Here is a 13,304-nt window from a genome sequence, read left to right as displayed (position 1 = left end):
TCCATGTGGTTCCCGCGTACCGACCGGGCACGCGGGGGCGGAAAAGATACCCGCAAAAGCAAACGCCGGCGTGATGCCGGCGCTGCCTTGTTCATCCAGCGATGGGACGGATCAACCGTTCCACTTGCCCAGCGCAGCCAGGCCATTGTCCTTGGCACGCTCGTACACGGTCTTCTGGGCGGCTGCGTAGTTGCCCTTCATGTCCTTGGCCCACAGCTTCAGCGCGGCCTGCTGCATGGCGCGACCGTAGGAGAAGCTCAGCGGCCACGGCAGGTTGCCCAGCTGGTTCATCGCGTTCAGGTGCTCGGTGGACTGCTCGTCGCTCTGGCCACCGGACAGGAACACCACGCCCGGCAGGATGGCCGGCACGGTGCTCTTCAGGCACATCACGGTCGACTCGGCCACTTCCTCGACGTCGGCCTGCTCATCGCAGTTCTTGCCGGAGATGACCATGGACGCCTTCAGGATGGTGCCTTCCAGCAGCACGTTCTGCTGGTACAGCGCGTCGAACAGCGAACGCAGGGTGGCTTCGGTGACTTCGTAGCAGGTCTCGATGTCGTGGTCGCCGTCCATGATCACTTCCGGCTCGACCATCGGCACCAGGCCGCATTCCTGGCACAGGGCCGCATAACGGGCCAGCGCATGGGCGTTGGACTCGATGCAGGTGCCCGACGGAATGCTCTCGCCGATGTTGATGACCGCACGCCACTTGGCGAAGCGCGCACCCAGCTTGTAGTACTCCTGCAGGCGCTCGCGCAGGCCGTCCAGGCCTTCGGTGACCAGCTCGCCCGGGCAGCCGGCCAGCGGGTGCGCACCCTTGTCCACCTTGATGCCCGGAATCATGCCGTGGTCGGCCATGTACTTGGCGAACGGCACGCCGTCCCTGGTCGACTGGCGGATGGTTTCGTCGTACAGGATGGCGCCGGAAATGTGCTCGTTGAGCTTCGGCGTGGTCAGCAGCAGCTCGCGGTAGGCACGACGGTTCTCCTCGGTGTTCTCGATACCGACGCCGGCGAAACGCTTGGCGATGGTAGCGGTGGATTCGTCGATCGCGATGATGCCCTTGCCCGGGGCGACCATGGCCTGGGCGGTTTCGGCCAGCTGTTCGATGCTCATGTATTTCCTGTGGCGGGTGCGGGAAAAACGTAAGTATAGCCCCGCTGCCCGTTGCCCCGGTGTCGAGGCCAGGATGGAAACGATTCCAATGTCCGCGCAGGACAAGGGATGTCCTGCGGCATGGGGTCAGAGCCTCTTTGGGGATCTGACCCCGGGTCGGATCCGCGCAGCGGCTCCGACCCAAGACCGACTGGGTTTACAGATCGCCCAGCCCAATGGCGCGGCCGTCTTCACCCACTTCCAGCAGGCGCAGGGTATTGGTGGCACCGTGGGTTTCCATGTGCTCGCCGCTGGTGAACACGACGCGGTCGCCGGCCTGCAGCAGTTCGGCTTCCACCAGCAGGCGGATGCTGCCGCGCGCGGCTTCGCGCGGGGTCAGGCCGCGGCTGTCGAAGTTGATCGGGAACACATCGCGCATCAGCGCCATCTGCCGGCGCGCGCCGTCATGGCGGGTCACCGCGAACACCGGCGCCTTGGCGCGGAAACGCGACAGGTAACGCGCGGTGCCACCGGACTCGGTCATTGCCACGATCGCGCGCACGCCCACGTGCTGGGACAGGAACATGGTGGCCATGGCAATGGCCTGGTCGGCACGCTCGAGGTTGCGCGGCGAAGCGTTGAAGTCGGTCTCGGTCTGGAACTGGCGCTCGGCCCCCAGGCAGATGCGCGCCATTGCTTCGACCGCCTTGACCGGCCAGGCACCTGCAGCGGTCTCGGCCGACAGCATCACCGCATCGGTGCCGTCGATGACCGAGTTGGCCACGTCCAGCACTTCGGCACGGGTCGGAATCGGGCTTTCCACCATCGACTGCAGCATCTGCGTGGCGGTGATCACCACCTTGTTCTGTGCCAGCGAGGCCTTGATGATCTTCTTCTGCAGGCCCGGCAGTTCGGCATCGCCGATCTCCACGCCAAGGTCGCCACGGGCGACCATCACCACGTCGCTGGCCTCGACGATTTCTTCCAGGTTCTCGATGGCCTCGGTGCGCTCGATCTTCGATACCAGTGCAGCATCACAGCCATGCGAGCGGGCGATGTCACGCGCATCGTTCATGTCCTGCGCGTTGCGGCAGAACGACACAGCGATGAAGTCGACACCGATCTTGGCGACGATGCCGATCAGTTCCTTGTCGCGCTCGGTCAGCGCGCCCAGCGAGAGGCCGCCGCCCTGCTTGTTCAGGCCCTTGCGGTCGGACAGCACACCGTCGTTCAGTACGGTATTGATGATGCGTTCGCCCTGCACCTCCACCACCTGCAGCTGCATCAGGCCGTCGTCGAGCAGCAGTACATCGCCCGGACCCACGTCCTGCGGCAGGCCGAGGTAGCTCACACCCACCTGGGTGGCATCACCCGGGCCGGCACTGGTGCTGGCGATCAGGTCGAAGCGGTTGCCCGCCTTCAGCTGCACCTTGCCTTCTGCGAAGCGCTCGATGCGGATCTTCGGGCCCGGCAGGTCGGCCAGGATGCCCACTTCCACGCCGACGCGGGCGGCGGCGGCACGCACTTCGGCGGCACGCTTGGCCTGGCCGGACGGGTCACCATGGCTGAAGTTGAGGCGCACCACGTTGACGCCGGCGCGGAACAGATCCTCCAGCACGCCCGGCGGATCAGTGGCCGGACCGAGGGTGGCAAGGATCTTGGTGCGACGCTGACGCTCGAACATGGTGAATGGGCCTCTCCCGATAAAGAACGGAAATTAGCACATCCTTCACGCCGCATGTATACGGTTACAGCCTTGTGCTGCCTGACTTCGCGGGTCATGGAACGGACATCACCCGGACATACGCTGGCGCAGGGTGTTCTGTAGAGCCGGGCCATGCCCGGCTGCACCGTGGGCCGCAATCAGCCGAGCGTGGGGCCAGCTCTCCAGGCGGGGCGGCTAGGCCAACAGCGTCGTCAGCTGTGCCGGCTCGCGAGCCAGCTGGCCCGCACCGGCTTCGGTCAGTTCGGCCTCACCGCCAAAGCCCCACAGCACACCCACGCTGCGCAGGCCGTGGTGGCGTGCGCCCTCGATGTCCATCCGGCGGTCGCCGATCATCCAGCACTGTGCGGGCTGCAGTTGCAGGCGGCGCAGTGCCTCCCCGACCAGCTCGGGCTTGTGGCTGCGCGAGCCGTCCAGGGTCGAACCGACGATCTCCTCGAACAGCCCGCCAAACGGCAGGTGCGCAAGGATGCGGCGCGCATGCGGCTCGTTCTTGGCGGTGACCACCGCCAGGCGGTGGCCTCGGCCATGCAGCGTGCGCAGGGTGTCTTCCACCTGCGGGTACACCGTGTGTTCGCGCCAGCCTTCGGCGTCGAAGCGCTCGCGGTAATAGCCCACCGCCTGCTCCACCCGCGCTGGTTCGACGAACAGTGGCGTGAAGGTGGTACGCAGCGAAGGACCGATCCAGCCCAGCAGCGTCTCCTGCGGCGGCACCGGATGGTCCATCTTCTGCAGCGCATAGGCGATGCAGGCGGTGATGCCCACCTGCGAGTCGATCAGCGTGCCGTCCAGGTCGAAGAACAGGACATCCTTGCTGTGCCCGGCACTCATGCGCCGCGCGCGTCGAGTGCGGCCACCGCCGGCAGGGTCTTGCCTTCCAGGAACTCCAGGAACGCGCCGCCGCCGGTAGAGATGTAGCTGACCTGCTGGGCGATATCGAACTTGTCGACCGCCGCCAGGGTGTCGCCGCCACCGGCGATGGAGAACGCCTTGGAGCTGGCGATGGCGCGGGCCAGCGCTTCGGTGCCCTTGCTGAAGGCTTCGAACTCGAACACACCGACCGGGCCGTTCCAGACCACGGTGCCAGCCTTCTCGATCAGCTGCGCGTACTGCGCCGCGGTCTGCGGGCCGATGTCTAGGATCAGATCATCTTCGGCAACGGCGTCGACCGCCTTCACCTCGGCGACCGCGTCGGGCATGAACTGCTTGGCGGTCACCACGTCCACCGGCAGCGGGATGTCGGCGCCGCGCGCCTTGGCATCGGCCACGATCTTCTTCGCGGTGTCCAGCAGGTCCGGCTCGTACAGCGACTTGCCGACGTTGTAACCGGCGGCAGCGATGAAGGTGTTGGCGATGCCACCACCGACGATCAGCTGGTCGACCTTGCCGACCAGGTTGGCCAGCAGTTCCAGCTTGGTGCTGACCTTGCTGCCGGCGACGATGGCCAGCAGCGGCTTGGCCGGTGCATCCAGCGCCTGCGCCAGCGCGTCCAGTTCGGCCATCAGCAGCGGGCCACCGGCAGCAACCGGGGCGAAGCGGATGACACCGTGTGTGGAGGCCTGCGCACGGTGCGCGGTGCCGAAGGCGTCCATCACGAACACATCGCACAGGGCGGCGTACTTCTTCGACAGGGCTTCATCGTCCTTGCCCTCGCCGACGTTCATGCGGCAGTTTTCCAGCAGCACCAGCTGGCCCGGCTGGACCTCTACACCGTCGACCCAGTCGCGCACCAGCGGAACCTCGCGACCGAGCAGCTCGGACAGGCGCTGGGCCACCGGCGCCAGCGAATCGGCTTCGCTCCACACACCTTCCTTCGGGCGCCCCAGGTGCGAGGTGACCATCACCGCCGCGCCCTGCTCCAGCGCGCGCTTGAGCGTCGGCAGCGAAGCGGTGATGCGCTGTTCGGAAGTGATGCGGCCATTCTCGATCGGCACGTTCAGATCCTGGCGGATCAGCACGCGCTTGCCGGAGAGGTCGAGGTCGGTCATGCGGACGATGGACATGGGCAACTCTTTGGCTCGGGGACGGGATGCCGGAATGCGGCAGGCGGCCATTGTATCGGGTGCGGGTGGTGGGAGGGTCGATGCCTGCGGCAGGCAGAGGCGCACAGCAACAGCAACGGCAACAGCAACTGCCAAAGCGCTGACGCTTCATGATGCTGGGGGTGGGCCGGGGCGGTGTGGGCTGGCAGGGGGCGCCGTGAATCCGTCCATGGAGGCTTGGCAGCCGCATCCATGCGGCTGACACCCCTGCCAACCCACACCGCCCCGGCCTCGACAGGTTCATGAGGTAGAGCGGATGGCAAACGCAAGAGCAGTGTGTGGTGTCGGTTGAAGAAAGAAGGGGTGCGCGAAGCGCGCGACCCGCTTTTGCTTTTCTTTTTTTCTACGTGGGTGGACGCACACGGAAACTGTCCGTGGCCGGGCGGGTGGGTTGGCTGGGGGCGTGAGCCGCATGGATGCGGCGACCGAGCCTACAGGGACGTATTCACGGCGTCCCCCAGACAACCCACCCGCCCGGCCAAGCGCGGCTTTTGCTCGAAGAATGACCACCCACGAGGGGCTGCGCCGTTCGCCGGAACCTACGCCGAAGGCGCCGGCTTCTGCCGAAGCAGGCTGACCGCCAGGCCGCCAACAATCAACACACCCAGCCCCAGCAACGCCCACAGCAACCACGCCTTCCAATCGTGCTGCGGCTTCAGCGCCGCGTCACCGGCCAGCGGCTCCGGGCTGCCCTCCAGGCGCGCGAGCGTCGGCTGCCACGACGGATCATTGCGCTGCCGCAGTTCCTCGATCAACACACCGATCGGCGCTTCCATGCGGCGCGCGGTCGCGCTGCCTACTGCCAGTGCATACGGTGCTGCCCCCTGGCTCAGGAACACCAGTACTTCCGGCTGGTAGCCCAAGCGCAGGGTCGGTGCGGTCGCAGTTTCCGCCGGGTTCGCCACCAGCTTCCAGTAGCGGTCACGATGCACGCCCCCCAGCGGCTGGGCCGCTGATTGCTGGCGCTGGCCCTGCGCGCCCTGCTGCAGTTGGTACGCAATCCATGGCGCACTGCGGCGCTGCCATTCCGCACTCTCGTCATCGCGGCTGAACAACGTCCACTGCACCAGGCTGTTGTCGGTGCTGGCCACATCCGCGCGCGCTACCGGGAAACGGCCGTCGAGTTCGAAGGTGTATTCACCCTTGCCCTTCGAGGTCGGTTCCAGCGACAGCCACTCCCACGGCAGCGTGGCCGGCGCCGGCGGCAGCTCGGCCAGCACGCTGCGCAGCGTCGGCAGGCGCGCATCGCCCTGCGCCAGCACGCGCAGATAGCGCGCCTCGCCGTCCACCTGCAGGCGGCGCTGCAGCAGGCGCTTGCCAGCACGCTGCAGGTCGACCAGCGGGATGTCACGCCCGATCGGACGCCAGTGCTGCAGGTCGTCGCTGGCATCCAGCTGCACCTGCGCCTGCAACGGCTGTCCGCTGTCAGCCCAGTCCAGCACCAGTGCCGCCAACGGTTGCTGGCCGAGCACGCTGGCATCGATCAGCCAACCACCCTGCCCGTTCGCTGCCGCACCGCCGCTCACGCGTGCTTCGACGCGACGGACACGGCCATCGGTATCGCGCTCGGTCAGCAACTGCAGATCGTTGCGCTGTGCTTCGGCCAGCGGCGGCAGCGCGAACCACGGCAGCTCACGCTGCACCGGCGGCTGTGCCAGCGGCTGGTCCGGCGCCAGCAGCGCCGATGGCAACGATTGGCCAGCGGCGTTGAACACCTGCAGGTCACCCAGGTCTGCGGCACCTGCACGGCGATAGATCGCCGGCTCCAGAACCACCCTGTACGCACCGGACTGTGCGCTGGACAGCGTCAAAGGCCACTGCTCGGCGTACTGCGTGCGGTAGTCGGCGGCCTGCACCGCGACGGCGGCCAGCATGCCGAACATCGCCGGCAGCAGCGCCCTGCTCCACTTCCTCATTGTTTTTCCTCCACGGACGGCGCCGCGCTGGGCGGTGCCGGTGCCAGATAACCCACGACCGTGCACAGCAGGCCGTAGGCGATGAACGATGCGATGCCCAGCAGGTTGCCCAGGTGCTGGCGATCGACGATGACCAGCTTGGCCAGCACCACGCCCATCAGCACGGCACCGACCATCCACAACACGCGCTGGCCACGGCGCGATCCCCACACCCAGGCAATCACGCCGAGCACGCTCCACAGCACGGTCAGGCTGGTCTGCGCCAGGCTGGAACGCATCATCGACGCACTCCACGACAGGCCGCCCCACTGATGCACGCCATGCAGCACCACGCTGGTCAGCGCGACGAACGTTGCCAGTGACAGCAGCGGCATGCGGATTCCCAACAGGGTCTTCGGCGCCTGATCGCTGTACAGCCAGCGTGCAAGCAGCAACAGGCTCAGCCACTGTCCGAGCTCGGCCGGATTCAATACCGGCAGCCAGAGCAGCGGCGCAGCATCGCCCGGCAGCAGCTGTCCGAACAGCCAGCCGATCGACAACAGGCCGAACAGCACGCACTGCAGCGGCTGGCGCACGCGATCGAACGCTGCACCCAGCGGCCAGCGCAGCGCATTCCAGCGCCACAGCGACAGCGCCGCCATCAGCAGCCACGGCACCGTCACCAGCAACGTGGTCCAGCCCTGTGCCAGCCCGGCCTCGCCACCGCCCCACAGGGCCAGCAGCGAAAGCAGAGACGGCCACAACAGCCACCACAGGAACTGCGCGATGCGCGCCACGCTGTCGCCCCCCTGGCGCAGGCAAAGCAGCGTGCGCACGCCCATCACCGCGAACACCGCCCAGGCCAGCGCACCGTAGCCGGCGAACGGCTGATGGTGCGCGTCGCTCTGCATCAGCGCCAGCGGGAAGCCCAGCGCCAGCATGGCCAGCGCGGTCACGCCCAGTGCGCGTGCCGGCTGACGGCGCTGCATTTCGGCGGCCAGCCAGGCAGTGACGGCGGCCAGCACCAGCAACGCGTCCACTTCGGTGCGGTACGGGAAGAAGCGGGTGATCTCATGCACCATGCCGCCCAGCCACCACAGCAGGCCCCACAGGTAGTAGACCAGGGCGATCTCGTGGCGTGACCTGCGCTGGTAACTCCAGGCCGACGCGAAGCCGGCCAGGGCCAGCAGCAGCGCCCCGATGGCGGTCGGATTGATCAGGAAGCGCAGGTCCTCATGCCAGTGATCGCCACCGGCCACGAAGGCGAACGCAGCGCCCATCTGCAGCAGCGCGCCGGACACCTGCGGCAGCCAGCGCTTCTGGCGCAGGCCCAACCAGGCCAGTCCGGCGCCTTCCAGCGCGAAGACCGCGCCGGTGGCCCGCGCCGACAAGGCCAGCGGCACCGCCAGCGTGGCAAAGCCCACCGCCAGCACCGCGTGCGACTGCGCCAGCACGGTGTACGACGCGCGCCTGATCAACGCCCACGCCAGCGCCGCGTAGATCGCGGCCAGGCCCAGTGCGCACAGCGCCAGCGTCATCGGCTGCTGGTACAGCATCCCCGCCTGCAACGAGAACGCGACCAACGGCGTACCGAACACCAGGCTGCCATCGACCAGGTCACGCTGCCCGGCGGGCTGCCGGCGTGCGTAGAGCAACGGGATCAGCAGGTAGAAGGCGAAGAACAGCAGCAGGAACGGCTCGGTGCTGCTGAACTTGTCAGGCGCGTACTGCAGCACGCCCCAGAACGTGCCGATACCGAAGGTGAAGGCGAAGCCCAGCAGGTTCAGCGCGCGCCACGGTCGGAACCAGGCAATGGCGAAGATGCCGGCGTTGAGCACGGCGTAGTAGCTGAACAACCCCACGTGGTTGCCGCTGCCGGTGGACAGCCACAGCGGTGCCATGAAGCCGGCGAGGATGCCCAGCACCGCCAGCGTGCGCGAGTTCTGCACCACCGCCAGCACGCACAGCGCGGCCACCAGTGCAATGGAGCTGACGAAGGCGAAGCCCGGCGGAATCAGCTCGAAACGCTTGAAGGCCGCGAAGATGGTCAGCAGCAGCACGCCGATGGCACCACCCTGCAAGGCCAGCGCAAACAGGCGCCGGCGCTCGCGCTGGTGCCAGCCGAACGCCAGCAGGCCCAGTGCACCGACGGTGACACCGGCCAGGCGCAGCTCGATCGGCAGCACCAGCCAGCCCTGGTCGCTGACGTACTTCAGCAGCGCAGCGACACCAGCCAGCAGCACCAGCATGCCGATCTTCACCGGCACGTTGCCCTCGGTGAACCAGCGCTTGACCGCGCCAATGCCGCGCTCGATGAAGTTCGGCAGCGCCGGGCCGGAAGGCAACGGTGGCTGCATCGGCGCGGGTGGCACCGGCGGTGGTGCGATCGGGCGCGGCGCCTCCGTTGCCGCAGGCACCGCTTCGCGCACCGGCGTTGGCTGAGGCGGAGGCGGAGGCGGTGCAGCAGCCGCCACCGGCCGCAGGAACGGTGGATCGGCACTGGCCAGAGGGGGGGCCGCAGGCCGTTCAGGCGCGTGCATGGCGGCGACCGGCGCGGCAGCCATGGCGCTTTCCAGCGCGGCGACGCGGCGGCGCAGGCCGGCAATCATCACCAGCGCCACCACCAGCAGCAGCGGGATGGCCAGCAGGACCAGTACGACCAAGGCAATCAGTGCTTCCATCGCGTGCTTCCATAGCGTTCCCGCGCCCCAGCGGCAGCGGTCGACCGGCCCATGCTACGACAGGGCCGGCCCCATAAACGACGAACCCCGGCCAGGCCGGGGTCCGTGTGCGATCTTCGCCGGCCTTACTTGGCGGCGATGACCTTGGCCATTTCCAGGCACTTGTTCGAGTAGCCCCACTCGTTGTCGTACCAGGTGACCAGCTTGACGAAGGTGCCGTCCAGGGCGATGCCGGCGTCGGCATCGAACACCGAAGTGCAGGTCTCGCCGCGGAAATCGGTGGCCACCACCTTGTCTTCGGTGTAGCCCAGGATGCCCTTCAGCGGGCCTTCGCTCTGTGCCTTCACTTCGGCGCAGATCTCGGCGTAGGTGGCTTCCTTTTCCAGCTCGACGGTCAGGTCGACCACCGACACGTCCGAGGTCGGGACGCGGAAGCTCATGCCGGTCAGCTTCTTGTTCAGTTCCGGAATGACCACGCCGACGGCCTTGGCCGCACCGGTGGACGACGGAATGATGTTTTCCAGGATGCCGCGGCCACCGCGCCAGTCCTTGTTGGACGGGCCATCGACGGTCTTCTGGGTGGCGGTGGCCGCATGCACGGTGGTCATCAGGCCGCGCTTGATGCCCCACTTGTCATTGATGACCTTGGCCAGCGGAGCCAGGCAGTTGGTGGTGCACGAGGCGTTGGAAATGATCGCCTGGCCGGCGTAGGTCTTGTCGTTCACGCCGTAGACGAACATCGGCGTGTCGTCCTTCGACGGCGCCGACATGATGACCTTCCTGGCGCCGGCATCGATGTGCTTCTGCGCGGTTTCCTTGGTCAGGAACAGGCCGGTGGCTTCCAGCACCACGTCGGCACCGACTTCATCCCACTTCAGGTTGGCCGGGTCGCGTTCCTGGGTCAGGCGGATCTTCTTGCCGTTGACCAGCAGGTCGTTGCCCTGCACTGCCACGTCGGCCTTGAAGCGGCCGTGCACGGAGTCGTACTTGAGCATGTACGCCAGGTAGTCCGGCTCCAGCAGATCGTTGATGGCCACGATTTCGATGTCGTCGCCGAAGTTCAGCACCGCCGAGCGCAGGACGTTACGCCCGATGCGACCGAAACCGTTGATACCAACCTTGATTGCCATTTCTCAAGCTCCTGCGGCCGCTACGGGTGCGGCGGGATGGATAGGGCCCACAAGTCTAGCAAACCGGGGCTGGCCACCGTGGGCCAGCGCCCGGGCCAGAGGGCCGGCGGACAGGATTTGATCCGGATCAAAGCGTTAGCACGGCGTGAGGCCGAGACTGTCGCCATCCACCCAGCAACGAGATCACCCCCATGCGCAAGACCTCCCCCCTGATCCTGGCCGGCCTGGCTGCCGCCCTGTCCCTCGCCGCCGCCCCGGCCATGGCCCAGTCAAAGGGCGACTGGACCGTCTCGGCCGGCGTCCACCAGGTGGCGCCGAAGTCGAACAACGGCTGGCTGGCCGGCCACACGCTGAAGGTCGACGTCGACAACGACGTCAAGCCGACCATCACCGGCGAGTACTTCATTGCCGACAACCTGGGCATCGAAGTGCTGGCCGCGCTGCCGTTCAAGCACGACATCAACATCAATGGCCTCGGCCGCGTCGGCAGCACCAAGCAGTTGCCGCCGGTGGTGACCCTGCAGTACCACTTCAACAGCAAGGGCAAGGTCTCGCCGTTCGTCGGCGCGGGCGTGAACTACACGACCTTCTTCAGCGAAGACACCACCGGTGCGCTGGCCGGCAGCAAGCTGAAGCTGCAGGATTCGTGGGGCCTGGCCGCGCATGCGGGCATCGACTTCGCGATCGGCGAGAAGGGCGCCCTGCGTGTGGACATGCGCTGGATCGACATCGACAGCAAGGTGAAGTTGAACGGCGAGAAGATCGGCACGGTCAACATCGATCCGCTGGTCTACGGCGCTTCGTACGTCTTCAAGTTCTAAGCGGTGTATTGGGCGCGGGGGCTTCGCTCCCGCTCCCCCGCCATACGCAAGACCCTCGCAGCATGTTGCCCCGGTGATTGCCGGGGCTTTTTTGTGCCTGGGACTGAAGCGGTTCCGGAGCCGGGGCGAGGCGGGGAGCAGAGCCGGGACACGCCGCCCCTCCCGCTGCGCTCCCGCTTCGGAACAGGAACGCGCCGCTCTTCAATCCACCTACCCCGCTAGAATGTGCACATGAAAGCCCTGCATTCCCTGTTCCTCGCCGCCGCCCTGGCGCCGGCCCTGCTGTCCGCTTCCGCCCCCGCCCATGCCTGGGGCGCACAAGGCCACCGCCTTGTCGCCGAAGTCGCCGACGCCCGTCTCAACCCCACTGCCCGCGCAGAAGTGGACCGCCTGCTGGCCACCGAACCGGACGCCACGCTGGCCAGCATCGCGCCCTGGGCCGACCAGCTGCGTGCCAAGGATCCGGGCCTGGGCCGTCGCTCGGCCGGCTGGCACTACGTCAACATCGCCGAAGACAATTGCCATTACGAAGCACCGAAGCACTGCAGGAACGGCAACTGCATCGTCGAAGCCCTGAAGGCGCAGAGCACCATCCTCGGCGACCGCAGCCTGACCGATGGCGAGCGCCTGCAGGCGCTGAAGTTCGTCGTGCACCTGGTCGGCGACATCCATCAGCCGATGCACGCCGGTTACGCGCACGACAAGGGCGGCAACGATTTCCAGCTGCAGTTCGGCAACCGCGGTACCAACCTGCACTCGCTGTGGGACAGCGGCATGCTCAACACCCGCAAGCTGGACGACGCGGGCTACCTGCCGCTGCTGCAGAGCCAGCGCGCGCCGAAGCTGGCGCGCCAGTCCAACCCGCAGCGCGACCCGCAGACGTGGGCCGAGGCCAGCTGCCGCATTTCCATGCAAGCTGGCGTTTATCCGGCCACGCGTAAAATCGGTGACGAATACACCGAGCGCTACCGGCCGCTGGCCGAAGCGCAGCTGCGGCTGGCCGGTGAAAACCTGGCGCAGTTGCTGAACCGCGTGCTCGGCGCGCGCTGAGGAGGGTTCCAATGTCGGTCCAGGTGCAGTCGTTCTTCCACCGTGACAGCAATACCTTCAGCTACCTGGTCAGCGACCCGGCCAGTAGCGAGGCAGCGCTGATCGACCCGGTCCTGGACTACGACCCGGATACCGACGCCAGCAGTGAAGCGCCGCTGCATGCCGCGTTGCAGGCCATCGAGCAACACGGCCTGCAGCTGCGCTGGCTGCTGGAAACCCATGCCCACGCTGACCATGTGTCGGCCGGGCGCCGCCTGAAGCAGCGCTTCCCGCAGGCCACGCTGGCCATCGGCGAAGGCATCCGCGCGGTACAGGCAACGTTTGCACCACGCTATGGCCTGCAGCTTCCTGCCGCAGATGAAATCTTCGATCACCTGTTCAGCGACGGCGAAACCTTCGCTCTGGGCGAACTGCGCTGCCAGGTGATCGCCGTGCCCGGCCATACCAGCGACAGCATCGCCTACCTGATCGACGATGCGCTGTTCACCGGCGACTCGCTGTTCATGCCCGATGGCGGCACCGCCCGCTGTGACTTCCCCGGTGGTGATGCCGCGCAGCTGTACCGCTCGATCCAGCGCCTGCTGGCCCTGCCCGATGCAACGCGCGTGTTCGTCTGCCACGACTACGGCCCGGGTGGACGCAGTTTCGCCAACGAAACCACCATCGGCGAACAGCGCGCGCACAACATCCACGTGCATGACGGCGTGGCCGAGGCGGAGTTCGTCAGCGTGCGACAGGCCCGCGATGCCACGCTGGAAGAACCGAAACTGATGCAGCCCGCAGTGAAGGCCAACATCCAGGGCGGGGCCTGATCGACGCCGCTGTATTGGCCGGGCATGGCCCGGCGCCACCCGGCATCACGCGCGA

The 13,304-nt window shown here is 67.1% G+C and carries 10 protein-coding genes; 3 read left to right on the top strand and 7 right to left on the bottom strand.

The features are described 5' to 3' along the window. Positions 1 to 111 precede the first annotated feature (111 nt). From AC5P5X_RS00695 to gap, 7 genes are all read right to left on the bottom strand, one after another. On the bottom strand, positions 112 to 1,116 hold the full coding sequence (locus AC5P5X_RS00695; protein ID WP_005410832.1) for a class I fructose-bisphosphate aldolase: 1,005 nt from the start codon (positions 1,114 to 1,116) through the stop codon (positions 112 to 114). A 196-nt stretch (positions 1,117 to 1,312) separates the two neighbouring features. After that, complete coding sequence (gene pyk, locus AC5P5X_RS00690) at positions 1,313 to 2,779, bottom strand: pyruvate kinase (protein ID WP_005410833.1); 1,467 nt, start codon at positions 2,777 to 2,779, stop codon at positions 1,313 to 1,315. 216 nt (positions 2,780 to 2,995) lie between these two features. Then, positions 2,996 to 3,649: an HAD hydrolase-like protein gene (locus tag AC5P5X_RS00685; RefSeq protein ID WP_012481127.1), complete on the bottom strand. Its 654-nt coding sequence runs from the start codon at positions 3,647 to 3,649 to the stop codon at positions 2,996 to 2,998. Then, on the bottom strand, positions 3,646 to 4,821 hold the full coding sequence (locus tag AC5P5X_RS00680) for a phosphoglycerate kinase (protein WP_005410835.1): 1,176 nt from the start codon (positions 4,819 to 4,821) through the stop codon (positions 3,646 to 3,648). The genes AC5P5X_RS00685 and AC5P5X_RS00680 overlap by 4 nt, the downstream gene beginning before the upstream one ends. A 578-nt stretch (positions 4,822 to 5,399) precedes the next feature. Further along, positions 5,400 to 6,776: a DUF3999 domain-containing protein gene (locus tag AC5P5X_RS00675; protein WP_111189049.1), complete on the bottom strand. Its 1,377-nt coding sequence runs from the start codon at positions 6,774 to 6,776 to the stop codon at positions 5,400 to 5,402. Then, the gene (locus AC5P5X_RS00670) at positions 6,773 to 9,436 is read right to left on the bottom strand and encodes a DUF2339 domain-containing protein (protein WP_111189050.1); all 2,664 of its coding nucleotides are present in this window, start codon (positions 9,434 to 9,436) and stop codon (positions 6,773 to 6,775) included. The genes AC5P5X_RS00675 and AC5P5X_RS00670 overlap by 4 nt, the downstream gene beginning before the upstream one ends. A 125-nt stretch (positions 9,437 to 9,561) precedes the next feature. After that, positions 9,562 to 10,566 carry a type I glyceraldehyde-3-phosphate dehydrogenase gene (gene gap, locus AC5P5X_RS00665; RefSeq protein ID WP_005410838.1) on the bottom strand — a complete coding sequence of 335 codons (1,005 nt, stop codon included), beginning with the start codon at positions 10,564 to 10,566 and terminating at the stop codon, positions 9,562 to 9,564. A gap of 191 nt (positions 10,567 to 10,757) precedes the next feature. Here gap and AC5P5X_RS00660 point away from each other — a divergent pair, with 191 nt between their 5' ends. The 3 genes from AC5P5X_RS00660 (at position 10,758) to AC5P5X_RS00650 (ending at position 13,249) form a co-directional block, all read left to right on the top strand. After that, a complete protein-coding gene (locus AC5P5X_RS00660; RefSeq protein ID WP_005410839.1) occupies positions 10,758 to 11,387 on the top strand; it encodes an OmpW/AlkL family protein in 630 nt (209 codons plus the stop codon). Positions 11,388 to 11,618: 231 nt separating this feature from the next. Continuing rightward, positions 11,619 to 12,437 (top strand): S1/P1 nuclease, encoded by an 819-nt coding sequence (locus AC5P5X_RS00655; RefSeq protein WP_005410840.1) that lies wholly within the window; start codon positions 11,619 to 11,621, stop codon positions 12,435 to 12,437. Positions 12,438 to 12,448: 11 nt separating this feature from the next. Then, positions 12,449 to 13,249 carry an MBL fold metallo-hydrolase gene (locus AC5P5X_RS00650; protein WP_076739759.1) on the top strand — a complete coding sequence of 267 codons (801 nt, stop codon included), beginning with the start codon at positions 12,449 to 12,451 and terminating at the stop codon, positions 13,247 to 13,249. Positions 13,250 to 13,304 lie beyond the last annotated feature (55 nt).

The sequence above is a fragment of the Stenotrophomonas sp. YJH_SMC_91 genome, assembly GCF_059368495.1.
This window is presented reverse-complemented; position numbering and strand designations above follow the sequence as displayed.

Coding starts and splice junctions, on each gene's coding strand:
- AC5P5X_RS00695 (WP_005410832.1), bottom strand. CDS start 1,116: ATGAGCATCGAACAGCTGGCCGAAACCGCCCAGGCCATGGTCGCCCCG.
- pyk (WP_005410833.1), bottom strand. CDS start 2,779: ATGTTCGAGCGTCAGCGTCGCACCAAGATCCTTGCCACCCTCGGTCCG.
- AC5P5X_RS00685 (WP_012481127.1), bottom strand. CDS start 3,649: ATGAGTGCCGGGCACAGCAAGGATGTCCTGTTCTTCGACCTGGACGGC.
- AC5P5X_RS00680 (WP_005410835.1), bottom strand. CDS start 4,821: ATGTCCATCGTCCGCATGACCGACCTCGACCTCTCCGGCAAGCGCGTG.
- AC5P5X_RS00675 (WP_111189049.1), bottom strand. CDS start 6,776: ATGAGGAAGTGGAGCAGGGCGCTGCTGCCGGCGATGTTCGGCATGCTG.
- AC5P5X_RS00670 (WP_111189050.1), bottom strand. CDS start 9,436: ATGGAAGCACTGATTGCCTTGGTCGTACTGGTCCTGCTGGCCATCCCG.
- gap (WP_005410838.1), bottom strand. CDS start 10,566: ATGGCAATCAAGGTTGGTATCAACGGTTTCGGTCGCATCGGGCGTAAC.
- AC5P5X_RS00660 (WP_005410839.1), top strand. CDS start 10,758: ATGCGCAAGACCTCCCCCCTGATCCTGGCCGGCCTGGCTGCCGCCCTG.
- AC5P5X_RS00655 (WP_005410840.1), top strand. CDS start 11,619: ATGAAAGCCCTGCATTCCCTGTTCCTCGCCGCCGCCCTGGCGCCGGCC.
- AC5P5X_RS00650 (WP_076739759.1), top strand. CDS start 12,449: ATGTCGGTCCAGGTGCAGTCGTTCTTCCACCGTGACAGCAATACCTTC.